Source organism: Phytohalomonas tamaricis (assembly GCF_003012345.1).
GTDB classification, from domain to species: domain Bacteria; phylum Pseudomonadota; class Gammaproteobacteria; order Pseudomonadales; family Halomonadaceae; genus Phytohalomonas; species Phytohalomonas tamaricis.
The window spans coordinates 61,419-85,517 of sequence record NZ_PVRV01000015.1 but is presented as its reverse complement, the minus strand read 5'-3'; the positions used below and the strand labels follow the sequence as shown (position 1 = coordinate 85,517).

Here is a 24,099-nt window from a genome sequence, read left to right as displayed (position 1 = left end):
TAGTCTAGCGAGGGACGCAGTTACAGCCCATCGGCGAAAGTAAGCATCAGCTTTGCCAACTGCTGTGGCGTTTCCAGTGGCATGAGATGACCAGCACTCTCGATCACTTCGATACGGTGATTGGGCAGATGGTTAAGCGTGATCCGCTTTTGCTCCTCGACCGGCGGGACGTTCTGATCGTTGCCACCGGCAACAAGCAGCGCGGGACATGAGACTTCTCCCAGCGCGCCTGACCAGTCCTCCTGACTGCCGTATTTCGGCCAGGCGTGATAGGCCTCAAGATTGACGCGCATGACATCAGCAATGGCGATTTCACGCAGATCGTCAGGCAAACGCTGCGCAGTGGCACCGTCAATAAAGCCCTCAGCCTCTTCACGCGTTCCTTGATAGTTGATCTGCTTTTCGCGCTGCTCTTCTTTCATCGGCTGCGGGGTGGCCGGTGAGGGGGCCACCAGAATGATGCCCTTGAGGTACTCGGGCCGGCGAGCGGCCAGCGCGAGTGCCACCTTGCCTGTCATTGAATGTCCTACAAGGATGCAGTCATCCAGTTCCAGATCACGGATCGTGGCATCGACATGGTCGAGCATCTCTTTCACGGAGTAGCCTTCAATGTCTTTAGAATCACCGAACCCCGGCATATCAACGGCAATGCAGCGATGACGCTCCTCAAGATAGGGCAGAGTAGGTGACCAGGTGCGGTGCGAACCGCCAAGAAAATGCATCAGTATGAAGGTAGGTGAACCTTTACCGTGATCAATGTAAGCCAACATAACGAATCCCTCCTTGAATGACGCCATCTGGCAATCCGCTGCCGGATGGCGAACGCATCAAGCGATGCGTTGTTATAACCTATCCTTAAACTGTAGAAAGCGTGACGCTTACTCACAAGCGGTGTCGTTGGGCAGTGCTGCCGCTGGTCAGGCGAATGAGGCAGTGCCAGAATGGATGACATAATCTCTGTACAGCCAGAGCAGCACCTACCACGTTGGGAAATACCATGTCGCAGATGAACTGGGCGCAACTGCTTGAGCCGGTCCGCTTGAATGACAAGCCCTCGGGCACCGAGCGGGAAATCGGACGCAGCCCCTTCCATAAGGATTATGATCGAATCGTCTTTGCCGGCTCTTTCCGACGTTTAGGGCGCAAGACACAGGTTCATCCGCTGACCGAGAACGATCACATCCATACGCGTCTGACCCATTCGCTGGAAGTCGGCTGTGTGGGCCGCAGCCTCGGCATGATTGTAGGAGAGCGTCTGAGTGCGCGGTTACCCGCCTGGATCACACCGGCTGACCTGGGCGTGATCGTTCAGGCGGCGTGTCTTGGTCACGATATTGGCAATCCGCCCTTTGGTCATGCCGGTGAGTACGCCATTCGCGACTGGTTTCGTGCTGCACGCGATAGTGGCGCAGGTTATTTCGATGGGCTGACCGAGACCGAGTGTAACGATCTGCTGACCTATGAAGGCAATGCGCAAGGGTTTCGTATTGTCACCCAGGTCGAATATAACCAGTTTCGCGGCGGTATGCGTCTGACAGCGGCCACGCTCGGCGCGATGCTCAAGTACCCTTGGACAGTGGAACATGCCAGCGCAGCCGGCAAGTTCGGTGCCTATCAGTCAGAGAAGGCGCTACTTGCCGAAGTGGCAGGCATGCTGGGTCTTAAATCGACCGGCGATGATGCCTGGTGTCGTCATCCACTTGCCTATCTGGTCGAGGCGGCTGACGATATTTGTTATGCACTGCTTGATCTTGAAGACGGCCTGGAAATGGGGATTCTGCGCTTTGACGAAGTGGCCGAGATCCTGATTCACATTGCCGGTGGCGAGCCGGAAGACTATCGGGACATGCAGCATTTGCATGTTTCTCAGCGCCGACGCGTGGCTGTACTACGCGGTGCGGCGATGGAGCGTGCAGTTAACGAAGCTGCTGAAGCCTTTGTCCAGCATGACATGGCGTTGCTGTCGGGTACGCTGGGCCGCGATCTGCTTGACCTGTGTCATCCCGATCTTGGCTGGGGCGTCAGGGCAGCTAAACAGCTCGCTCGCGACCGTATCTTTCGCAATGCACGTAAGGCCAAGCTCGAAATAGGGGCGCATACGACACTGGGTATTTTACTTGAAGCCTTTATCGGAGCAGCGCATGAGCTTCATCACACTGGACAGTCAAGCTACAAGCATCAGCGGGTCCTGACGTTGATCGGCGAAAATACACCGCTGCCCTCATGGGGACTTTACGCCAGTTACCGGCGCATGCTCGATTTTATTGGCGGCATGACCGACCACTATGCGGTCGACCTCGCTCAGGAGATGGGCGGCAAGTTGCGCGGTGATTGAGGCGGAGGCCAACGCTGCATCTGCGTTGAATAAGCATCGGGAAACAGCGATGACAGTACTATCATGATGCGTTATGGTTATAACGATTTTGTATAGTCCTGGGTTATTAATCCGGATGATTCATTGCAGGAAAGCTGCTTCAATAGGGACCAAGTCGGGCGCGTGTTCGCGACGATGATCCTTGTTGAAGATGTCATTCCAACAGCCAAGGTATTCTGCCTATATGGCCACTTCGTCGTCTTCATCTACTTCCTTTGCGCGTATCGACAAGGTGCTGTTCTTCGGCGTCTTGATCGTGCTGTTCGCGGTGACGCTACCGCTCATTATTTTTCCCGAAGCAGGACAGGAAATAGTCCTTGCCGCCAAGAACTTTGTTACCGATAAGTTCGGCGTGCTTTATCTGGCGCTTGGCATCGGTGCGTTCGGCTTCATGATTTACATCATTTTCAGTGATATCGGCCAGATCAAGCTCGGCGAGCCGGATGAAAAGCCTGAGTTCTCACTGTTATCGTGGGCAGCGATGCTGTTCTGCGCCGGTATTGGTGGCGCCATCCTTTACTGGTCGATGATCGAGTGGGTCTACTATTTGCAGGCGCCGCCATTCAATGTAGAACCCTTCTCCGAGGAGGCAGTACGCTGGGCGACGACCTATGGCATTTTCCACTGGGGGCCGCTGGCCTGGTCAATCTATCTGGTACCCGCGCTGCCGATTGCCTACTTTTTCTACGTACGCAAGCGCCCGGTGCTGCGTATCAGCGAGGCGCTGCTGCCGGTGCTGGGTGAGAAGCTCGGCCACGGCTGGCTGGGCAAGATCATCGATATTCTGTTTGTGTTCGGCATGCTCGGTGGTGGGGCGACAACGCTAGGAATTCTGGCGCCGCTGATCACCCAGGGGCTGGGAGAGCTGTTTGGCATTCCGAGCACACTCTATACCCAGATCTTTGTGCTGCTGTTATGCACGGCGATCTTCGCGGTCAGCGCTTACGTCGGGCTGAGTAAGGGCATCAAGTTACTATCTGACATCAATATGTGGCTGGCATTGCTGCTACTGGTGTTCGTCCTTGTTGTCGGGCCAACGCTATTTCTGGCCAACACCGGGCTCAACTCGCTGGGGCTGATGGCCTCCAATCTGCTGCACATGGCGACCTGGACCGAGCCGTTCGGCGGGCTGGAAGGTTTCCCCAAGTCGAATTTTCCGCAAAACTGGACGATTTTCTACTGGGCATGGTGGTTGGTGTTCGCGCCAACGGTAGGGCTATTCATCGCACGTATCTCGAGGGGGCGTACCATCAAGACGATGGTGGCTGGCTCGCTATTCTTCGGCACGCTGGGCTGTTCGCTGTTCTTTATCATCCTCGGCAACTATGCCATCTATCTGCAGCTGACTGGTGCTCTCGATGTCGTCTCGATTCTCAACGACCAGTCGCCTCAGGCGGCGATCTTTGCCGTGCTTCATCAACTGCCGCTATCCTGGCTGGTGATTTTGGTCTTTACCGTGCTGGTGATCATTTTTACTGCCACAACCTTCGATTCGATCTCTTATATCCTGGCCTCCGTGGTCGAAAAAAAGCTCGAAGGTGGCGAGCCGATGCGCTGGAACCGGCTGTTCTGGGCTTTCGCCCTGTCATTCATGCCAATGACACTACTGTTTTTAGGTGGCCTCGACACGTTGCAGACGGCGAGCGTCATTAGCGGCGTGCCGCTTCTGGCCGTAGCACTACTGTTGATGATCGCGATGGTGCGTGCTGCCAAGTTTGACCTGCGTTACCAGCCGCATTACGAAGACCCGCAGATCAATATCGAAGAGTTTCCCGAAGCCGACCCTTGGACGAAGGAGGGCAGCTGGGAGGAAACAGGCCCCGATGCAACGATGGACGACAAGAATGTCTCCTCGCAGAGTGACGCTTCTCGTCCCCCTTCAGCCTGATGCTAATGACTCTTTAGTCTAGGACGTTCTGCTGTCCTGCCATGCGCCGCCTTTGATGCGGCGCATTTTTTTGTTCATTAACACCAGGTTACGTCCAAGGTCTAGGTTGTCACTCATGGATCGCGCTGATAACTCTGAGTGACATGCTTGGCTTGCCAAGCCTCTTTCGCTCCGACGGCATCCTCGTCGATAACAATAATGGCAGAGGTCACCATGATGACGCCTAGACAGTTACTTGCCACGCTCACCTTTATCGGCACGGCCATGGGCTTTACCCACGCGCAGGCTGCCGATCTCACCATTTCCTGCGGTGCCGTTGGCGCCGAGCTGCAGCTCTGCAAGGACGGCGTGGCGATATGGGAGAAACGCTCGGGCCACAGCGTCGATGTCGTCTCGACGCCCAATTCCTCTACCGAGCGGCTGTCGCTCTATCAGCAGATTCTCAGTGCCCATTCGAGTGATATCGACGTGATGCAGATCGACGTGGTGTGGCCGGGCATGCTTGCGCCCCATCTGCTTGATCTGCGTGAATATTTACCCGAGGAGGCGACGCAGGGACATTTTCCCGCGCTGATCGACAACAACACCATCAACAATCGCCTGGTAGCGATGCCGTGGTTCACCGATGCCGGCGTGTTCTACTATCGCAAGGATCTGCTTGAAAAGTATGACCAGCCAGTGCCCGGAACCTGGGAGCAGATGACCGAGACGGCGCGGATAATTCAGCAGGGAGAACGCGAGGCAGGTAACAGCGGCATGTGGGGCTACGTCTTTCAGGGGCGTGCCTATGAAGGGCTGACCTGCAATGCGCTTGAATGGATCGATAGCTATCCCCAAGGGGACACCATCGTCAATGAAGACGGCGAAATTACCATCGATAATGCCGACGCCGCCCGCGCGCTGACACTTGCCCAAAGCTGGATCGGCGATATCGTCCCGCAGGGGGCGCTCAATTATACCGAAGAAGAAGCGCGCGGCGTGTTCCAGTCCGGCAACGCCGTATTCATGCGTAACTGGCCTTACGCCTGGGCGCTGGCACAGAGTGACAATAGTGAAATCAAGGGTAAGGTCGGCGTGGGTGTACTGCCCAAGGGGGGCGACAATGGGCAGCACGTTGCTGCCTTGGGGGGGTGGAATCTTGCCGTTTCGAAGTACAGCGACAGTCCTGAGCTAGCGGCCGAGCTTGTGGCCTACCTGACCAGCCCCGAGGAGCAGAAACGCCGCGCAATTGAAGCTTCTTATAATCCGACTATCGAGTCGCTTTATCAGGACCAGGAAGTTCTCGCAGCCACGCCTTTCTTCGGCACGCTCTATGAAACCTTCGTCAACGGTGTGCCTCGGCCTTCGGCAGTTACCGGCGATAATTATTCTCGTGTCTCCAATGCCTTCTTCAATACGGTGCACGAGGTGCTGTCTGGCAATACGAGTGCCGAGCAGGGGCTTGAATCGCTGGAAAGCGAACTGACACGCATCAAGCGCCGGCGCTGGTAATCGACAGGGAGGCGGATATGTCATTCGCAGCGAAATCCCGGCCTACTGAACCGGGGGCGTATAATCAGCCAGCGCCACGTGGACGCAGTACACGCGTCAGGCGTCAACGGGTACGCGCCGCCTGGCTTTTTCTGACACCGATGCTGATTGTGTTGGCATTGGTGGCAGGCTGGCCGCTACTGCGGACCTTCTGGTTCAGCGTCACCGATGCCACGCTTAACAGTATGGAAGGGGCCAACTTCATTGGCTTCGAGAACTACCTGATCCATGACGCCGGGGGCTGGTACGGCCTGCTAGCCGATCCCGAGTGGTGGAATGCAGTGTGGAATACGCTCTATTTCACTGGCGTGTCGGTAGGGCTGGAAAGCGTGCTTGGCATCATCGTCGCGCTGGTGCTCAACGCCGAGTTTCGCGGGCGCACGCTGGTTCGTGCGGCGATCCTGATTCCCTGGGCGATTCCTACGATTGTCTCCGCCAAGATATGGGCCTGGATGCTCAACGATCAGTTCGGCATTCTCAATCATCTGTTCATGACGCTGGGTCTGATTGATGCACCGCTGGCCTGGACCGCCGATGCGAGCCTGTCGATGTGGGCGGTCATTATGGTCGACGTGTGGAAGGCAACGCCTTTCGTGGCGCTACTGGTGCTGGCTGCGTTACAGATGTTGCCCTCGGATTGCTATGAAGCGGCCAAGGTCGATGGTATCTCTCCGCTCAAGGTGTTCTTTCGCGTCACGCTGCCGCTGATCATGCCGGCATTGCTGGTGGCGATTATCTTCCGTGCTCTCGATGCGCTGCGGGTATTTGACGTGATCTATGTGCTGACCTCGAACTCATCGAGCACGATGACAATGTCAGTCTATGCGCGTCAGCAGCTGGTCGAGTTTCAGGATGTCGGCTATGGCAGCGCTGCCTCGACGCTGTTGTTCCTGATCATCGCGCTGGTGTCGATTGCCTATCTCTACCTGGGACGCCGCCAGTTGGGAGGTGACACATGAGCATTCGGCTGCTCAAGGCGGTGCTGATGAAGATCGGTTTCTGGGCGCTGGTCGCCCTATTGGTCTGCTATGCGGTCTTTCCGTTCTACTATGCGGTAATTACCTCGCTCAAGCCTTCAAGCGCTCTGTTCCAGATCGATTACTGGATCAATCATGTTGATCTCTCCAATTATGCTGCGGTGCTCTCCCAGTCATCGTTCGTGCAAAGTATCTGGAACTCGATTCTCGTCGCCTTCTGTGTCGTGGGGATTTCATTGACGCTGGGCCTGACGGCTGCCTACGCCCTGGGACGTGTACGCTTTCGTGGCCGAGGCGCGGTATTGATGATTGTGCTTGGGGTATCCATGTTTCCCCAGGTGGCGGTACTTTCCGGGCTGTTCGAGGTCATCCGCACGCTGAACCTCTACAACACGCCTTGGGGACTCGTACTTAGCTATACCATTTTCACCCTGCCGTTCACGGTCTGGATATTGACCACCTTTATGCGTCAGCTCCCCGGTGAGCTGGAGGAAGCGGCAATCATGGATGGCGCCACGCCCTGGGTCACGCTGGTGCACGTCTTCATGCCCCTGATGTGGCCGGCGATGGCGACGACCGGGCTGCTGGCCTTCATTGCCGCCTGGAACGAATTTCTATTCGCACTAACGTTTACCCTGACCGATTCACAGCGCACCGTGCCGGTGGGGATTGCCTTGATCTCGGGCGGCAGTCAGTACGAACTGCCCTGGGGCATGATCATGGCGGCTTCGGTGATCGTGACCGTACCGCTGGTCGTGCTGGTGATCATTTTTCAGCGGCGGATCGTGTCAGGGCTGACGGCCGGTGCCGTAAAGGGATAAGCCACGAGCACGTCATGGGCGTGGAGAAAAACGCAAGGAGACAAGCATGGCCAAGCTGGTGCTCGACAAGGTAAACAAGCGTTTCGGTAACGCGCATATCATTCGCGACGTCAGCCTTGAGATCGAGAATGGTGAATTTGTCGTCTTCGTTGGACCATCGGGCTGCGGCAAGTCCACGCTGTTGCGCCTGATTGCCGGACTTGAGTCGATCAGCGGCGGTGAATTGAACATCGCCGGACGCCGCGTCAATGAGCTGGCGCCACGCGAACGGGGTGTGGGTATGGTGTTTCAATCCTATGCGCTATACCCCCACATGACTGTCTATGAAAATATCGCGTTCGGCTTGAAGCTGGCTAAAGCCGACAAGCATAGTGTGCGAGAGCGGGTCGAGCAGACCGCACGCATCCTGCAGCTCGAAACGCTGCTTGATCGCAAACCCAAGGCGCTATCGGGCGGGCAGCGTCAGCGTGTAGCGATGGGGCGCGCGATGGCGCGGGAGCCCGATATCCTCTTATTCGACGAGCCGCTCTCCAATCTTGATGCCTCGCTGCGCGTACAGATGCGCAACGAGATCGCGCGGTTGCATGATCGGCTGGGGTCGACGGTAGTTTATGTCACCCACGATCAGATCGAGGCCATGACGCTGGCTGACAAGATCGTAGTGCTCAATGGTGGGATCGTCGAGCAGGTCGGTTCGCCGCGTGAACTCTATGAACATCCGCGTTCCCGTTTTGTTGCAGGCTTTATTGGCTCGCCACGCATGAATTTTCTGCCGGTAACGCTTACCGCTCCAGACCGACACGACAGCGTTGTGTCATCGCCACACTTAGGCAAACTCACGTTACCGATCGATACCCAGGGCCTTGAGGCTGGCTTACCTCTGACGCTGGGCATACGGCCTGAGCACATCGTATTGGATGATGGCGCCGAGACGACTCATCAGCTGCCGGTCGCCAATATGGAATTTCTCGGCAATGAAGCCTATGTCTATCTTGAGGTGGCGGGCGCTGAGGAGCTGTTGGTGTGCCGCACCGAGGCCACCACGCCATGGCGCAGTGGTCAGTCGGTAACCGCCAGAATCATAACGGCGTCTGCGCATTTGTTTAACGCCGACGGTCATGCGCTGCAGCGCCAAGTGCGTGATCAGGCGGCAGCTTGAAGCCCAAGATAACCCCTTGGCGATAGAAATCCCTTGCCTGACGAACGTAGCGCACGTTGCTGCATTCGCATGTTCCTATCGGAGGCCGATAATGACGCAACAGCAGTGGTGGAAAGGCGGCGTACTGTATCAGATATATCCGCGCAGTTTTCAGGACAGCAATGGCGACGGTATTGGCGATCTTGTTGGTATCACCAGTAAGCTTGATTATGTGGCCTCGTTGGACGTGGATGGCATCTGGTTGTCGCCCTTTTTTACCTCACCAATGAAGGATTTTGGCTACGACGTCAGTGACTATCGCAACGTTGATTCGATGTTCGGCACGCTGGATGATTTCTGTACGTTGATCGCGCGCGCTCATTCGCTTGGGCTCAAGGTGATCATCGACCAGGTGCTGAGTCATACCTCCGACCAGCATCCCTGGTTCCAGGAGAGCAGGGTCAACCGCGTCAATGCCAAGTCGAGTTGGTATGTATGGGCCGATCCCAGACCCGACGGTACGCCGCCCAATAACTGGCTGGCGGTGCCCGGTGGTAGCGCCTGGACCTTCGACAGTCGGCGCTGTCAGTATTATCTGCATAACTTCCTGACCAGTCAGCCGGACCTTAATTTCCACAATCCCGAGGTGCGTCAGGCACAGCTCGAGAACATGCGCTTCTGGCTTGAGCTGGGCGTCGACGGCTTTCGCTTCGATACGGTCAACTTCTATTTCCACGATAAAGAGCTGCGCGACAATCCGGCGGTAGAACCGGGGCGCGACCAGCCGCTGGGCTATTCGCGCGATAATCCGCATAGCTATCAATGGCAGCAGTACAACATCAACCGCCCCGAGAATATTGAGTTCCTCAAGGCGATACGTCAGGTGATGGATTGCTATCCGGGCAGTACCACCGTGGGAGAAGTGGGCGGCAACAAATCCTTGCCGATCATGAAGGCCTACACCTCGGGCGGCGATAAGCTGCACATGGCCTATACCTTCGACCTGCTACAGGGCGAACTGTCACCGGCCTATGTCCGTGAGGTGATACAGCGTTTTGAGCAGGATGCCGAAGATGCCTGGCCGTGCTGGGCATTATCCAACCATGACGTGACGCGTATCGCCTCGCGTTGGGGCAACGGCGACGCGCCGGAATTACCGAAGCTGGCCATGGCGATGCTGCTGGCGATGCGTGGCAGTGTCTGCCTCTATCAAGGCGAAGAGCTGGGGCTGCCCGAAGCGGAGGTACCCTTCGAGCGGCTTCAGGACCCGTTTGGCATGCCGCGCTGGCCTGAGTACAAGGGACGTGACGGCTGCCGCACGCCGATGCCTTGGCGTCGTGAGGGCGAGTATGCCGGCTTTTCTCAAGTGGATACCTGGCTGCCTTTGGCCGCGGCGCATCGAGCGCTATCGGTTGAATCCCAGGAGGCTGACCCTGCCTCGTTGCTCAACGATGTTCGACGCATGTTGGCTTTCAGGAGAGCACACCGCGCCTTGCAAAAGGGAGCAATCGAGCTGGTTGAGATGGGAGAGGAATGCCTTGCCTGGTTACGCAGCGACGAGCAGGAACGACTGCTGTGTGTCTTCAACTTCAGTATGCAGGCGCATCGCTGCCCGCTGCCTGCCATTGCTGTTGACGCCGTGTTGCTTGAAGGCTCATCGTTCCATGGTGCTCAGCTGGTGACAGAGGGCACGCACGAACTGGCGCTTGGCCCCTACCAGGCGGCTTTTCTCGCACTGAAATAGAGATAATTTTTGCACCGTAAACAAACCAAAACGCCGCCTGTCGCATTTCGCAGCAGGCGGCGTCGTTATTACGCCATCGTCGTGCCTAAGGCGTGCGGGCCTTGAGCTGCTTGGCCAGCCAGGCGCGCGTGCCAGTTTGTCCAGCGCGCTCGGCGCGGTCGGCAAGCTCTATGGCAAGTTCTATATCGCCGGCCTTGAGCGCTGCGTTGATCATGCGATGATAATCGAGATCATCCTGCGCCGCTGCCTCGGCAGTCTGTGCCTGAGGAGCTGGTGCCAATTGCTGATTGGCTGCCTGGGTGGTCTGTGTCTGAGGCAAGGTCGGCTGCGCCACGGCGGGTGCGCTGCTGTTGCTGCGTCCCATGATGGTGGTGACAAGTCCGCTGGATTGGCCCAGTGGCGATACGTCGAGCGTAACCTGGCCGGTGGCAACGTGCTGAGCGACAGGGTCTTCAATATCGGGTTCCACCAGGCTGCGTGCACGGGCGTAAGCCTTGGCAGGGTGGAGCATGGTTGTCGTTGCGGCGCGGGCCTTGTCGCTGGTCATGACAATAAGGTAGGCGGCATCGTCACCCGGCGTCAGGGTCAGCTCACCGCTCAATCGATCGCCGCTGAAGCCGCGCTGTTGGGCATAGCTGAACGTTTCATCAGCGTAGCGGCGGACAGGCTGGAAATTGACATCGAGTACTAGCAGTTCAGGGGCGAACACCTGCTGCTGGTGAACCGGACTAGTAACATTGATGGTCAGCGGGCCCACCCCACGTGGCAGGCTGAAGGCGTGAAACAGGCTCTTGCCGCTATCGAATACGTGAGCAGGTGTCGAAGCGTCAAAGTTGAGCGTCAGCGTCTGGTCATAGCCGAGTGATTGATAGGGCAGCGCGGCGAGCGACTGGCAGCAGTCATCGGCCTGGGTCAGCACGGTGCTGGACTGCTGCGCATTCAGCGCCGGCGGTGCAGTGTCGCCGGTCAGCGAGGCACAGCCGCTCAGGCCGGTAATCATCAGGCCCGTGATGAGTACCACGGACGGTATCTTGTAGGACATGAATCGACTCCCTGATACAACTCAAAAACGGCTCAAGGCGCCTGGCACCCTGAGCCGCAAAAAATCGAACGCAAGCCATCAGCGCCGGAGATTATCCGGCGCTTCTTTGTCACTTACCACCACGCTTCCATCTGCACGCCGTAGGTGAAGCCGTCGTTGTCATCGATATCGACCGAGTCCGCGCCGCTGGTGCTAGCATTCAAGCGATAGCTTTCTACGCCATCGTCACCAGTTTGGTAGGCATCACCATCCCACTTGGCGTAGGTAGCGAAGACACGAATCGTCGGGCGCGTCAGCGCGCCACGGCCTGCCGACCACTGCTGGGCGAGGGTAAACTTCTTCAGGCTGTAAGAAGAGGAGCCGAGGCTTGAATTGCTATCTGGATTAATATGGTCGTAGCCTACTTCAAGTGCGGTACTCATGATATCGGTCCAGTAGTAGCTTGGACGGATACCGGCGGAGAACCACTTGCGGCCTTCACTGTTATCAAGCGACTGATCTTCATAGATTACGGCGTAAAGCATGTCGACCTGGTCGGGAAGCAGCCATACCTGGCCGTGATCGATCAGGCGCCACATATGGCCTTGTGGGGCTTCGCCTCCGGTATTGATACGGCCCGAGGTGCTGATAATACCGTCGGTAGCGTACTGGGCTACGGCCTTGTTGAAGCCACCGAACCAGTTGCCCTGGGTGTGCTCGAGCGTGACCATGTGACCCTTGTCACCTTCTTCGACACCGAGACGACGCTGACGGTCGCTGCGCGAGGCACGGCCATAATCGTAGCCGATTTCCAGCGTGCCATTCGGGTTGACCGGCAGCCCTGCCCAACGCACGTCGAGGGTGTCATTGGCGAGGCGGTTCTGATCTTCAGGCAAGAAGTTTTCGTCAAAATCAGAAGAGTTGCGCGTCCAGGCAAGGCTGAGCTTACCCAAGCCAACGTCGATATCTTCAAGACCCGCACCGGGACCGGAAACATCCCAGTAGTAGAAGTCGTTCATATGGATATCGTGGCGCTGGTAGTAGCGCTTACCCGCCCACAGCGTCGCGCCCGGCAAGGCGTCGATCACGTTGTGTGCCTGGATGTTGAATTGGCGCACCGCGACGTCGTTATCGTCATTAGAGGTGCCTTCAGCATCATCATTTTGATCGGTAGCGTAGGCGATCATGCTATCGAGGTAGAAGCTCTTGCCCCCCTGCTCGAACAGAGTGGCTCCGAGACCGATTTCTGCATAGGTCTCGCACTCATTGCCGAGGCGATACTTGGCGGGTGCGCCGTTGGCCTGAAAACATGCCTGATCGCCGCCGCCGGATAGGCTGCCGATGCCGGAGCGTGCGTAGCCGTAGAAGACGAGATCAGGGGAGTCCGCTTCGGTAGGCGCGGCCAGCACGAACGACGATGCAAGACAACCTGCGCCGAGCAGCGCGACTCTGGCGAAAGGCAAGAAGCGTTGTTGCTTGGAATTCATGACGTGATCCCTTGTTTTTATCCCAATATTTTATTTGCCAAACCGGCTGTACCGAACTGGCCGCTCTAACGATGACGCTTGCATCGGGCACTGATGCATGCAGTGATGCCCGAAAACGCGACGGCTGCCAGCGCATAGAGGCTCTGGCAGTGCGACATCATGACGCACCGGACCGAAGCGGGCAGCACCTTACCACATGTGTTCGTAGATAAGTGAACCGATCGCGCCTACTCATTTACGTTCCGGGGGGCATTATCGCGCTAGTAAACTTATGTTGCATTGTGACTAAGGTATTACGGCGCACGTATCGGCATAAAGCGAGCGCGTACGGAGGGGGCAAAACCCTAACCGCTTGAGCGAAGGGCAAATAAAGGGAGAAGCAATAATCAAAGCAAGAGGCGTTGGGTAACTAGACATGCAGGTGGTCACATCAGCACATACTGACTGACGTAGGACGCTGACGAGCCGTGGGGCCGTCAGCGTTTGATCTTCCGCGACTACTGCCGCGACGCAGGTTTGGACAGTATGAGAATAATGAGAGCAGAGAGGACAAGTGCGACGAAAGCCATACGCAGTCCTACGGCATGAGCAAGAAAGCCCAGCAGTGGCGGGCCGCCAAGCAGGCTTAAATAGCCCATCATCGCTACCGAGGCGATAGCCGTTGAGGGCGACATGGCCTGGCTTCGCCCGGCCATGCTTAGCAGGCAGGGAAATAAGGTGGCCATGCCGAGTCCGGCGAACGCAAAGCCCACCAGCGCCACGTTAGGCGTGGCCATAGCTACGGCTAATAAAAGCCCAAGCAGTGAAACAACGCTGCCGATTTGCAGCGCGCGCAGTGCGCCGACGCGGTCGAGCCAGCGGTCACCGAGCAGGCGCCCTACCGCCATGGTGCCGGTGAACACTGCAAGCCCGAGGGCGGCATGACCTGAACTCGAGCCAATATTGGCCAGAAACAGCGCCGACCAATCAGCCATTGCGCCTTCAATAAAGACGGTTGCTGCGGCAATCAACCCGATCAACCATAGCCGGCCGCGTGGTAACACGAACAATGGCCCGCGCACACGCTCATGGCGGGGTGGTGGTGCCAGCAACTGGCGATGGCTGACCAAGATGCCAATCGCAGCGGCCAGTGCGACACAGCCGAGATGCCAGCGTGGCTCCAGGCCGATCGAGGCGAGCGCACCGCCAGTCAGTGACCCGATCATGCCACCCAGACTGAACACGCCGTGAAACGATGACATGATCGAACGTCGATAACGCCGCTCCAGTGCAGCCGCCTGATCATTCATCGCAATATTCAGAAGCCCCATCCCCATGCCGAATACCACAAGTGCGCCACCCAGCGTGAGGCGTGTCGTCGACCAGCCGATCAGCGCAACCGATACGACTACCATGATCGAGGCGACGCGCACCATGCGGCGGCTACCGAAGCGGCTATTGAGATAGCTCGACAGCAGCGTCAGCAGCAATGAGCCCGCCACCGGGCAGAGCAGTAGCAAGCCGAGCAGCGATTCGTTCAAGTCAAGCTTGATACTGATGTCCGGGATGCGGACGGCCCAGTTGGAGAACGATAGTCCGGACAGTGCAAAGAAAAACGCAATGGCCGCACGACTTTTCGGACTCGTCGTGGGCGCTTCAGGTATTTCGCCTCGGGAGTCATCCGTCTGGGTCATGCGCCTTCATCCTTTTGCTACGTAATGTGAGTGATCAACGTGTAATAAATAAGCGACACGCTAAGTGCCACTGTCACGTTAACGACACGCTCATCGACAGCTTTAATACACACAAGTTTAGGAAACAATAAGCACATCAGAAGGCAGGTCGTCATACGTCAAAAAGCGCTGTGTAAGAACAAGGTTATAACGCTATGGTTATAAAGGCTCAGAGAGGATGGTTCGTTGTATCTGTCGCCTCATCCGATACGAGGCCTTTAGTCTTTGTGAACAATAACAGCGTGGCGGGACACGCCAGGGAGCACACATTCCGATGCCTTACGTAGGGCGCCTTATCACCCTCGTCACCCTCATGGTCGGCCTGTGTCTGCAGCCCTTGAATGCCTGGGGCCTTTCACCGACGCGCTTTGACGATTTCGATCACTACACCTTGGCACTTACCTGGCATCCCGGCTTCTGTGCCACTGAAGGCGAGGCCCGGCCTGAATGTCGTGATCAACATGCTTATCCCTCTTTGGTTCTGCATGGGCTGTGGCCCTCACTGCCTGCCACGCTTGCCGCACAAGGCATGACCCAGCGCCAATGGTGGCAGGAAGGATGCTTCCACTTCACTGCGCCTGAACGGTCAGGTTTTTGTGCCGCATCTCCGCCGCTGTCACTGGATAAACAACTGACGAATGAACTGGCCCATGACATGCCAGGCAGCACAAGCTGTCTTGAACGCCATGAATATGCCAAGCATGCGGTCTGCTTCGGCGTGACTGCCAACGACTACTTTGCGACAGCCCTGGCGCTGCGTGACACGCTGGCCGATAGCGTGTTCGGTGACTATTTACGTATTCACACCGGCGCTGCGATCGGGCGCAATGAGCTGATTGACGTATTCGAAAACGTGTTCGGGCGTGGCAAGGGGCGGGCGTTGAAGCTGCAATGCAGGCGTGATGGCGCACGTTCGCTGTTAACCGAGGTGCAGGTTGGCATCAAGGCTGATGCACTCGATACCTTTCCCGCTTCGGCATCACTGGCAACGCTTGGAACAGGCAACTGTGCGACCACGATCTGTCTGGATGCGCCCGGCGAGGGGCGCCCGGCTGATCGAACACGCACGGCGAGGAGTAAAGGGTAGGCGGCAGCAAGAAGGCAACGGCAATCACAAGGAGAAAGTGGATGAGTCAGTTCACCTGGATCGACATGCTGGTATTGGTGGCCTATGTCGCGCTGACTGCTGTGGTGGGCGCGTGGGTCGGACGCAAGCAAGGCTCAACGGAAGATTATTTTCTGGGTGGGCGACGCATTCCCTGGTGGGCGATTGGCTTGTCGGTCATGGCGACCCAGGCTAGCGCGATTACGTTCATTGGTGCGCCGGGGTGGGGCTATCAGGGCGGGCTTGAACGTTTGATCATGTTCGTCAATGCGCCGCTGGCGGTAGGGTTCTTGATCGCCTTTATCGTGCCGGTGTTCTACCGCAGCGGTGTCTACACCGTTTATGAATATCTGGAGAAACGCTTCGATGTCCGCGCGCGGGTCTTTGCGGCGGTACTGTTCCTGCTTGCCCGCGGCCTCGCCACTGGTGTGGTGCTTTACGCGCCGGCACTGGTGCTCTCGGTTGTGACAGGCTGGAGCGTTGATTGGACAATTGTGGTGATGGCAGTGATCGCGGTGGCCTACACCGTATTTGGTGGCATTCGAGCAGTAATCTGGACCGATGTGATGCAGATGCTGGTGCTGTGGCTTGGTGCGGCGCTGAGCGTGTTTGTGATCATCAATCATCTACCGGGCGGTTGGGGCGAGGTAATAAGCCATGCCCGTGAGATGGACATGCTTCACCCGATCAATCTGGATACCTCGCCCTCGGTGACCTACAGCTTATGGACAGGCATTCTGGGGGGCTTCTTCCTGCATGTCGCCTACTTCGGCACCGATCAGAGCCAGATCCAGCGCGTGCTGACCAGCAAGTCCGAAACCGAGAGCAAGCGTTCATTGATGCTTGGCGGTTTTCTGCTGATTCCGCAGATGATGCTGTTTCTCTTTATCGGCATCATGTTGCATGCCTTCTATTCCCACGTGGGCGAGCCTGACGTGGCCAACTCCAATGAGCTGTTTCCACGCTTTATCGTCAGCCAACTGCCGCCGGGTATTTCTGGCTTGGTGATTGCCGGTGTGTTCGCCGCAGCGATGTCGAGCCTCGATTCAGCACTCAATTCACTTTCTGCCGTATCGGTACGTGACATTTACCAGCGCTTTATCAAGCGTGACGCCAGTGAAGCGCACTATCTCAAGGCGTCGCGCTGGGTGACGGTGTTCTGGGGTGTATTCGCGACAATATTTGCTTTTTTTGCCGGTAATCTGGGGCCAGTGATCGAGGCGGTCAACAAGATCGGCTCCTACTTCAACGGCGCCCTGCTCGGCGCGTTTCTGGTGGCGTTGCTCAGCCGTCGGATTAACGCCACTGGCGCTATTAGTGGGCTGGTAGTTGGCTCTGTCATCGTGGGTGTGCTATCGCGCATAACCGATATGTCATGGCTTTACTACAATCTGGTAGGCGCCGTGATCGTCATTGCCGTGGGCTATATCATTAGCGCTTTCGGCGCAAAACCAGCGGCGCACAAGCTTAAAGGACTGACCTGGTATCAGCCAGACGAACATGGCCAGGCGTCACGGTTGGGTCATGCGCCGGATCGTACTCGTCACTGGGTTATTGCGCTGGTCGTTTACTTCGTTGCAGTCATGGCGCTGCTGTTCTATCTGCAAAGCTTGTAGGCTGCAACACCTGAATCGGGCAACGTCATACCGCGAGTTGATAATCGTGAATACGCTGTGTAATGGCGTGGATGACGGTCTTGCGAGTTCCATCATCGAGCGACGCAAAGCGATGCGCTTCGAGCTGTTCCGCCAGGGATTCACCGCTGAGTACCAGGAGTCCTTCTGGCGGAGTGGCCACGTGAACGTCCCAGCCGGGCAGGGCGAGCACGCCGCAGACAGGAATGGTGCGACCGCATTGCTGCTCAAGATAATGCGACAGCCAACGACTAATGACACGAGTGCGCCGCAGCAGCGCGTTTTCTTCGCCTTGAGGAAAACGCAGTGTTTCCCCATCGACGATAACCGGACGGTCCCGGGCGACATCGAGTGGCCGGGTACGCGCTTTGGCGAGGATGACGAAAATGCCATAAGGGGTCACCGCGAGATGATCGATCGTGAAACCCTGCCCGGGCACGTTGTGAAACACGAAATACGGGTGGGCTTCGGGATGGATAAGCCGGGTGACTTCCTGAGCGATGGTGAGATCGCAGGCCAGTCCGAAGCGTAGCCGCCTGATGCGCGTATAGCTGGTGATCAGCATTGCGCAGAAGATGAATACTGCCAAGGTGCTCAGCAGGCCATAACAGGCCCATTCCAGCCAGTTCTGCTCCTCAGAGAACAACATGCGTCCCATGCCGTAGACCAGCGGGGCCATCGCGGCAATAGGGCCCAGCGCACCGGTCAGAAAAAGCATGGTCTGGGCGTGATCGAGGCGTATTCTCAGGCTCTGGCCGGATTCACGCAGCAACTGTCCGCTCAAGGGAGAACGCAACCGCCGCCGCAGCAGATGGCGCAGCGCAAAGACGATCAGCGCGGTCGCCGCCAATGGGGTAAGAAAAACCAGCGGCAGTAAATATTCCAGCCAGGTCATGAAATTAGGGTGTCCTTGCCAATCAAATGCGCATCTTAACGGTTGCTATATACCATCGGCCACGCAAACCGCAATATTAGTTGAGCTGCATTCATGGCCACCCACCATGAGTAGGGATAACGAGGAGTGAGGATAGATGGCACAGCACAATATGGCTGCTGATCAGGCAATTTTGGATATGCTAATCGATTTTGTGCGCTGTCACTCTCCATTGTGCGTGCTGACCGGTGCCGGCGTCAGTACCGACTGTGGAATTCCCGACTACCGCGACGAAGCCGGGCAATGGAAACGACCACCACCGATGTCGCAGCAGGACTATCTCGCCAGCGCGCTGGCGCGCCAACGCTATTGGGCCAGGAGTCTGGTGGGCTTTCGCCTGCTCGACAATGCCGTTCCGGGACGTGCGCATCATGCCCTGACTGAACTTGAACAGCGCGGTGTAATCAATGGCATCATTACCCAGAATGTCGATCGTCTCCATCAGAAGAGTGGCAGTCAGCATGTCATCGATCTGCATGGCCGGGCCGATCAGGTCCGCTGTCTGCAATGCGACCTGCTTATCGAACGACGCGACTTTCATGAAACGCTGGCGGCTCTTAATCCCGAGTGGGTGGGCATGAAGGCAGAAATTGCGCCCGATGGTGATGCCTACCTTGATGGTGTTGATTTCTCAACGTTTCAGCTACCTGATTGCCCACGCTGTGGTTACGACATCCTTAAAACCGATGTCGTGTTCTTTGGTGATAGTGTCCCCAAGCCACGGCTGGCACAGGCCATGGCGATGCTGAATGCTGCCCCGGCGCTTTTGGTGGTGGGATCTTCGCTGATGGTATTTTCGGGGTTTCGATTTGCGCGCCACGCGTCACAGACCGGCAAGCCGGTCGCATGTCTCAATCTGGGGCATACTCGCGCCGATGAGCTGTTCGAGATCAAACTCGAACAACCCATCAGCGAGGGACTAGAGGCACTACTGGACGGACTGGATGCCTGACGGCCGCACCGTGTTGGCTAGTGGACGCGTTCGAGCGTAATGGTGACGTCGCTGCGTGGCGCACCGCCGGTCAGCACCGATACTGGCTCGACATTGATATAGCTGAGCTGTCCGCCGATCCGCACGCTGGCATCGAGCGCGTACTCATGTTCGGGGGCGAGCTGGCTACGATCATATTGCAGCGTAAACGTCAATGGGAACTGACCGGGACGGCGCTGGTTGATGACGGCCAGCGTTTCACGGCCATCACTTACATCAATCAACTTGACATCGAACTCGGCATCAGCCGGCAGTGTCATGCGCTCTTCGCTGTCCGCCTGGCCGGTCAGCGTTGTGAATTCTGGTCCCGATGAGAATGGCAGGTAGCTGCAGCCGCCCAGCACGACACTCATTATTACCAGCGCCGGAAGCATATGATGGCTCTTGTGGCGGCTTGTCTTCATCTTTTCCTCATCAGGTGGCCTGTTAGCCACCGGCAAACTTGACCTTGAATCCACGTTTTTCGAGTTCCACCTTAAGCGTCTCGCGATGATCGCCTTGGACCTCAATCATACCCTCCTTCATTGAGCCACCAGTGCCGCAGCGTTTCTTGAGCGCTGCCGCTAATATCTTGAGCTCCTCAGCGGGTAGCGGCACGCCTGACACGATTGTCACTCCCTTACCTTTGCGGCCCGAAGTCTCACGGCGGATACGGACAATGCCATCAAGCGAAGCGAGCCGTTCGGCATCTGCCGTAGCAGTGTCTTCCTCGTTTTTGCGCAGGTCGCCCTGTTCGGTGGAATAGACGAGTTTACTGAGCTGATCCTTCATCGAAGCCATGGTTTGCGCTCCTGGCGTATATTGACGACTAGCATAGCGCAGCCGAGCAAATTCTCGAAATAACCGGTGCCTGCTCAGTAAAATCGAAGAAATGGACTATAAAAGTTTTAGTGTTTACAGGTTTACTTTTCTGCAGTTAAGGCATGATGCACATTATTAGAGGCGCGCGTGAGCATTACGCAGCCGCTCGATCATTACTTCACTAAAGGTCCGGATATGCATCGTTTTATTCCTGTTGCGTTGACGAGCACACTGCTTGCAGCTTCTATTGGCATGGCTCATGCCGACGATAACTGGTCGCTCGGTGCCCAGGCCGGCACGACCGGTTTTGGTGGTAACGTCAGCTGGCGTTTTGACGATCACTTCGCAGTGACCGCTGGTTATAGCGGTTATACCTACGATGATCTTGATCATACCAACGATGATGTGAAGTACACGGGCAAAATCGAATCGGATATCTATAGTCTGAAGCTCGATATTTATCCGTGGGCGACGAGCGGCTTCTTCATCTCCGCCGGGGCGGTCAGGCCCGATGTGCAGCTTAAGGCTGTGGGACGTTATGTTGGTGATGGGACATATGATGATCTAGGCATCTCCATCGAACCGGAAGATGCGCATCTGGATGGCCGTGCAGAACTCTCCGACAGCGTTGAACCTTACCTGGGTATCGGCTGGCGCAACAGCGCCAAGCAAGGGCTAGGCTTCTACGCCGAAGCCGGCGCGTTCTGGATAGATCCGGAAGTGTCACTGACGCCGCGTGGGGAAGCGATGAGTAACCCCCTGGTCCGCCAAGTTGCCGAACAGGAAGCGCGCAATCAGGAAGACGACCTCAAAGATGATCTGAGCAAGTACAACATCTATCCGGTCGCTGTGATCGGTGTCGAGTACACCTTCTAAGCCGAGCCTAGCCAAGACACAACGCCCCGCCCATGCGGGGCGTTATCGGTTTAGGCGATGATCTCGACGGCGTTACCTTCTACACCGGCTGGCGGCTGCCTGACGATACCTGCAACCTCGACAGCTCCTTCGGTTACCGCCGCCACAGCGGCGCTCAGCCATGACGGCGCTGGTGGTCGCGCTTGCGGGCAAGATAGTCCTCGTCTTCGCGTATCCGCTTCCATACTTGCTCGAAAATGGCGGCCGACTCCGCCTTCTGCTCGTCGATGTGTCGTTCGCGTATTTCGCCATTCTTGTCGTATTTACGCCCGCCGGGATAGTTGGCGTAGCGACGAGCACGGGTGTAGCCCATCTGGATGAACTTGCGCGCCATGTCCATGCCGACGAAATCGTCCGCCTCGCGATAGGCCTCGAACATCTCTTCGAGCTTTTGCGATGATTTGCGAGCGTCATCAGGCGTCTTGAAGCGCCAGTGCGGCAAGAGCTCGCTCTTGTAGGGCTCGATACTCAAAACGCCCTGCTCGCCGCGCCCGACCCGGTAACATTCTGGATGATGACGGTGGTCTATCTTCTCCGCCGTTGCTTTGCTGTTATTTCCCATCAGGCGCTTTCCCTGAAGTTGAATACCGCACCGCCCGGCGAGGCCAGGTAGTGGGCAAAAAGTCTATTCATCAGCCATGATAGTTCAGCAAAGCCAACAGGGAAGCGATCATGGCAGAAGAGAGAAACGACAGAGTTGGGCGGGCAACTGTCGGACGGCGCTCGCGCCTGTGGATGGTGGCGCTGACAGGGGCAATGATAATGCCGGGCTGTCAGGCCAATACCGCTGAACCGAACGTTCGCGCCGGGAGCGCTGTGAAGCGGGCAGCCACAGCGGAGACGGCCACAAAAGAAGCAATAGTCGAACGCGGTAGCGGCGCCAGCGATAATAGTGGCACTGTCCGCAGCAGTGAGGCCCCCCCCGAGAGCGCCGGTGATGGCACCCCGGCCGCGCAGGAATCCTTTGCCCAGTGGCTCGACGAGTTTCGTGCTTATGCCCGCTCGCAGGGCATCGACCCGGCGACCATTGATATGGCGCTGGGTGGCGTCAGTTATCAGCCGCGAATCATCGAGCTGGATCGCTACCAGCCGGAGTTCACCCGCGCCATTTGGCAGTATCTCGACAGTGCGGTCTCTGCAAGCCGCATCGAAAACGGTCGTGCCAAACTCGCGGCTCACCGCGAGACTGCCGAGCGGATGGAGGCGCGCTACGGCGTTCCGTCATCGATCGTGACCGCTATCTGGGGCGTAGAGAGTAACTACGGCAGCAACTTCGGCAATTTTTCGACGATCGCGGCCCTTGCCACCCTGGGCTACGAGGGGCGCCGCCACGAGTTCGCACGTGAACAGCTGGTCGCGGCGCTGAAGATCATTCAGCGCGGCGATATCGATGCCGATCACATGCGCGGCTCCTGGGCAGGGGCGATGGGGCACACCCAGTTCATTCCCACCAGCTTTCTGGCCTATGCCGTCGACGGCGATGGCGACGATCGGCGCGATATCTGGGGCAGTATCCCCGATGTGATGGCCTCCACTGCGAACTATCTCGAGCGCAACGGCTGGCAGCGCGGCGAGCCTTGGGGCGCGGAGGTCAGGTTGCCGGAGGGCTTCGACTACGCCCGCGCCGATGCCGATAACCGCATGAGTACGGCGCGCTGGCGTGAGCTGGGGGTGCGCGGCGTAGGCGGCGAGCCGCTGCCGGCACTCGATGAAGCGGCGATTATTATTCCCGCCGGAGCGCAGGGGCCGGCGTTCATGGTGGGGCATAATTTCCGTGTCATCATGCGTTACAACAACGCCACCAGCTACGCACTGGCGGTGGCGATCCTGTCTGATCGCATCAAAGGCCGGCCGGGAGTGCAGGCGAGCTGGCCGCGCAGTCTTAAGCTGCTATCACGCAGCCAGACCCTTGAGCTGCAACAGGCGCTCAATCGTGCCGGTTTTGATACCGGCACGCCGGACGGCATCATGGGGCCCAATACCCGAGCCGCCCTGCGCGCCTGGCAGCGCAGCCGAGGCGAAACGCCGGATGGCTTTGCCAGCGTGGAGACGCTCGAACGTCTGCGCTAGGCGGCACCACGGCCGTAAAGCCGACATCGCCAAAGCTCCCTGTTGAATAGTGTTTAAATACACAGCTATTGAGCAGGGGGCACTCCGCCTGGACGCGCCAGCGTCCTTTTCGCCCGGCTAGGACATCAAGGTCAGTGAATGGCACCAGCGTGCTTCCAGCGTGTAGGGCTCGCTTTTACCGAATAGGGCCTGCTCATGTCCGCCCATCCAGGCCCATAGCTGATCGCCAAAACTGTAGTGCCACCACTCGCTGGGCAGGTTGGCAAAGCCCGCCTGGGCCATGGCGTGATAGAGCATTCGTCGCCGCTCGCGGCATTCGCGTTCGGTTGCGCTGGGGGCGGCGAGTGTCTCGAAATACCGGGTATGCGAGGCGGCATGCATCTCATCAAACGCGGTGCCCATGTCGAGCAGCAATCCGTGCTCATCGCACAGGGTGACGTCCACGGCGGCTCCGGTCAGGTGCGGGCTTGGGCAGAGTGGATCATCGCTGGGTAGGGCGACGAAGCCGCGAATACGCCCGCGTCGCGTTGCCTCATCGAGCGCGGCAAAACGTTGCGTGATCAGGCCGAGCAGAGTGGTATAGAGATGACATTGAACCTCAAGTGGCCGCCAGCCGTCGAGTACCACCAGCATGACGCCGGCAGGCAATGTCTGGGCCGCGGTGAGCAGCCGCTGATAGACCTCCGTACGTACGAAGCATTCCGGCACGGCGCCCGGCACGCCGAGTTTGAAATAAATAGGATGCGTTCTAAAGGCACTGGCAAGGCTGGTCGGTTGTAGTGCTTGTGACGTGCTGGCGGCGATGGGAATTTGGCTGGCGCATTGCCAGTCAGGCATTGCCTGTTCGGGAACGGGGGGAGCGTCGAAACGTGAGGCAGCCATATACAGCGTCGCTATATTGTTATGAAAAATGTTAGTTGTACGCGAATGCCACGTGGTGTGCACGGTGTCGCAATA

At 57.5% G+C, this 24,099-nt stretch carries 22 protein-coding genes; 13 read left to right on the top strand and 9 right to left on the bottom strand.

The window, feature by feature from the left end; all coding sequences use genetic code 11:
* Positions 1–20 precede the first annotated feature (20 nt).
* The gene (locus C3Z11_RS01020) at positions 21–770 is read right to left on the bottom strand and encodes an alpha/beta fold hydrolase (protein ID WP_106475669.1); all 750 of its coding nucleotides are present in this window, start codon (positions 768–770) and stop codon (positions 21–23) included.
* Between the two features lie 227 nt (positions 771–997).
* On the opposite strand from C3Z11_RS01020, the gene C3Z11_RS01015 reads away from it, so the two are divergent.
* From C3Z11_RS01015 to C3Z11_RS00985, 7 genes are all read left to right on the top strand, one after another.
* On the top strand, positions 998–2,335 hold the full coding sequence (locus C3Z11_RS01015; RefSeq protein WP_106475668.1) for a deoxyguanosinetriphosphate triphosphohydrolase: 1,338 nt from the start codon (positions 998–1,000) through the stop codon (positions 2,333–2,335).
* A 223-nt stretch (positions 2,336–2,558) separates the two neighbouring features.
* Positions 2,559–4,262, top strand: a complete 1,704-nt coding sequence (locus C3Z11_RS01010; protein ID WP_106475667.1) for a BCCT family transporter — start codon at positions 2,559–2,561, stop codon at positions 4,260–4,262.
* 216 nt (positions 4,263–4,478) lie between these two features.
* On the top strand, positions 4,479–5,753 hold the full coding sequence (locus tag C3Z11_RS01005; RefSeq protein ID WP_394810183.1) for an ABC transporter substrate-binding protein: 1,275 nt from the start codon (positions 4,479–4,481) through the stop codon (positions 5,751–5,753).
* A 17-nt stretch (positions 5,754–5,770) separates the two neighbouring features.
* Positions 5,771–6,751 carry a carbohydrate ABC transporter permease gene (locus tag C3Z11_RS01000; RefSeq protein WP_106475665.1) on the top strand — a complete coding sequence of 327 codons (981 nt, stop codon included), beginning with the start codon at positions 5,771–5,773 and terminating at the stop codon, positions 6,749–6,751.
* Entirely contained in the window at positions 6,748–7,590 is an 843-nt protein-coding gene (locus C3Z11_RS00995; RefSeq protein WP_106475664.1) for a carbohydrate ABC transporter permease, read from the top strand. The genes C3Z11_RS01000 and C3Z11_RS00995 overlap by 4 nt, the downstream gene beginning before the upstream one ends.
* A 46-nt stretch (positions 7,591–7,636) precedes the next feature.
* A complete protein-coding gene (locus C3Z11_RS00990) occupies positions 7,637–8,749 on the top strand; it encodes an ABC transporter ATP-binding protein (protein WP_106475663.1) in 1,113 nt (370 codons plus the stop codon).
* 91 nt (positions 8,750–8,840) lie between these two features.
* The gene (locus C3Z11_RS00985; protein WP_106475662.1) at positions 8,841–10,472 is read left to right on the top strand and encodes an alpha-glucosidase family protein; all 1,632 of its coding nucleotides are present in this window, start codon (positions 8,841–8,843) and stop codon (positions 10,470–10,472) included.
* 85 nt (positions 10,473–10,557) lie between these two features.
* Here the strand turns inward: C3Z11_RS00985 and C3Z11_RS00980 are convergent, their stop codons facing one another.
* The 3 genes from C3Z11_RS00980 to C3Z11_RS00970 all read right to left on the bottom strand — a co-directional run bounded on the left by C3Z11_RS00980 (position 10,558) and on the right by C3Z11_RS00970 (position 14,653).
* A complete protein-coding gene (locus tag C3Z11_RS00980; RefSeq protein WP_106475661.1) occupies positions 10,558–11,514 on the bottom strand; it encodes a MalM family protein in 957 nt (318 codons plus the stop codon).
* A gap of 113 nt (positions 11,515–11,627) precedes the next feature.
* Entirely contained in the window at positions 11,628–12,980 is a 1,353-nt protein-coding gene (locus tag C3Z11_RS00975) for a maltoporin (protein WP_106475660.1), read from the bottom strand.
* A gap of 497 nt (positions 12,981–13,477) precedes the next feature.
* On the bottom strand, positions 13,478–14,653 hold the full coding sequence (locus tag C3Z11_RS00970) for an MFS transporter (protein ID WP_106475659.1): 1,176 nt from the start codon (positions 14,651–14,653) through the stop codon (positions 13,478–13,480).
* A 313-nt stretch (positions 14,654–14,966) separates the two neighbouring features.
* On the opposite strand from C3Z11_RS00970, the gene C3Z11_RS00965 reads away from it, so the two are divergent.
* Both C3Z11_RS00965 and C3Z11_RS00960 read left to right on the top strand, forming a co-directional pair.
* Positions 14,967–15,779 carry a ribonuclease T2 family protein gene (locus C3Z11_RS00965; RefSeq protein WP_106475658.1) on the top strand — a complete coding sequence of 271 codons (813 nt, stop codon included), beginning with the start codon at positions 14,967–14,969 and terminating at the stop codon, positions 15,777–15,779.
* Between the two features lie 41 nt (positions 15,780–15,820).
* A complete protein-coding gene (locus C3Z11_RS00960; RefSeq protein WP_106475657.1) occupies positions 15,821–17,413 on the top strand; it encodes a sodium:solute symporter in 1,593 nt (530 codons plus the stop codon).
* Between the two features lie 25 nt (positions 17,414–17,438).
* Here the strand turns inward: C3Z11_RS00960 and C3Z11_RS00955 are convergent, their stop codons facing one another.
* Positions 17,439–18,326 carry a nuclease-related domain-containing protein gene (locus tag C3Z11_RS00955; RefSeq protein WP_106475656.1) on the bottom strand — a complete coding sequence of 296 codons (888 nt, stop codon included), beginning with the start codon at positions 18,324–18,326 and terminating at the stop codon, positions 17,439–17,441.
* Positions 18,327–18,462: 136 nt separating this feature from the next.
* Here C3Z11_RS00955 and C3Z11_RS00950 point away from each other — a divergent pair, with 136 nt between their 5' ends.
* A complete protein-coding gene (locus C3Z11_RS00950) occupies positions 18,463–19,317 on the top strand; it encodes an NAD-dependent protein deacetylase (protein ID WP_262927164.1) in 855 nt (284 codons plus the stop codon).
* Between the two features lie 17 nt (positions 19,318–19,334).
* On the opposite strand, the gene C3Z11_RS00945 is transcribed toward C3Z11_RS00950, so the two are convergent.
* Together C3Z11_RS00945 and yciH are read right to left on the bottom strand one after the other, a co-directional pair.
* Positions 19,335–19,760, bottom strand: coding sequence for a YbaY family lipoprotein (locus C3Z11_RS00945; RefSeq protein ID WP_106475655.1), 426 nt, complete (start codon positions 19,758–19,760; stop codon positions 19,335–19,337).
* A 22-nt stretch (positions 19,761–19,782) separates the two neighbouring features.
* Positions 19,783–20,136 carry a stress response translation initiation inhibitor YciH gene (gene yciH / locus C3Z11_RS00940; protein WP_106475654.1) on the bottom strand — a complete coding sequence of 118 codons (354 nt, stop codon included), beginning with the start codon at positions 20,134–20,136 and terminating at the stop codon, positions 19,783–19,785.
* A gap of 168 nt (positions 20,137–20,304) precedes the next feature.
* On the opposite strand from yciH, the gene C3Z11_RS00935 reads away from it, so the two are divergent.
* Both C3Z11_RS00935 and C3Z11_RS16965 read left to right on the top strand, forming a co-directional pair.
* Positions 20,305–21,033 (top strand): hypothetical protein, encoded by a 729-nt coding sequence (locus tag C3Z11_RS00935; protein WP_106475653.1) that lies wholly within the window; start codon positions 20,305–20,307, stop codon positions 21,031–21,033.
* A 32-nt stretch (positions 21,034–21,065) separates the two neighbouring features.
* Entirely contained in the window at positions 21,066–21,197 is a 132-nt protein-coding gene (locus C3Z11_RS16965; RefSeq protein ID WP_262927163.1) for a hypothetical protein, read from the top strand.
* Here the strand turns inward: C3Z11_RS16965 and C3Z11_RS00930 are convergent.
* On the bottom strand, positions 21,188–21,634 hold the full coding sequence (locus C3Z11_RS00930) for a DUF4385 domain-containing protein (RefSeq protein WP_106475652.1): 447 nt from the start codon (positions 21,632–21,634) through the stop codon (positions 21,188–21,190). The two genes, C3Z11_RS16965 and C3Z11_RS00930, sit on opposite strands and share 10 nt — an antisense overlap.
* Positions 21,635–21,744: 110 nt before the next feature.
* On the opposite strand from C3Z11_RS00930, the gene C3Z11_RS00925 reads away from it, so the two are divergent.
* On the top strand, positions 21,745–23,142 hold the full coding sequence (locus tag C3Z11_RS00925) for a lytic murein transglycosylase (protein WP_262927162.1): 1,398 nt from the start codon (positions 21,745–21,747) through the stop codon (positions 23,140–23,142).
* 117 nt (positions 23,143–23,259) lie between these two features.
* Here C3Z11_RS00925 and C3Z11_RS00920 read toward each other — a convergent pair whose 3' ends face one another.
* Entirely contained in the window at positions 23,260–24,024 is a 765-nt protein-coding gene (locus C3Z11_RS00920; RefSeq protein WP_106475651.1) for a M15 family metallopeptidase, read from the bottom strand.
* Positions 24,025–24,099: the final 75 nt, after the last annotated feature.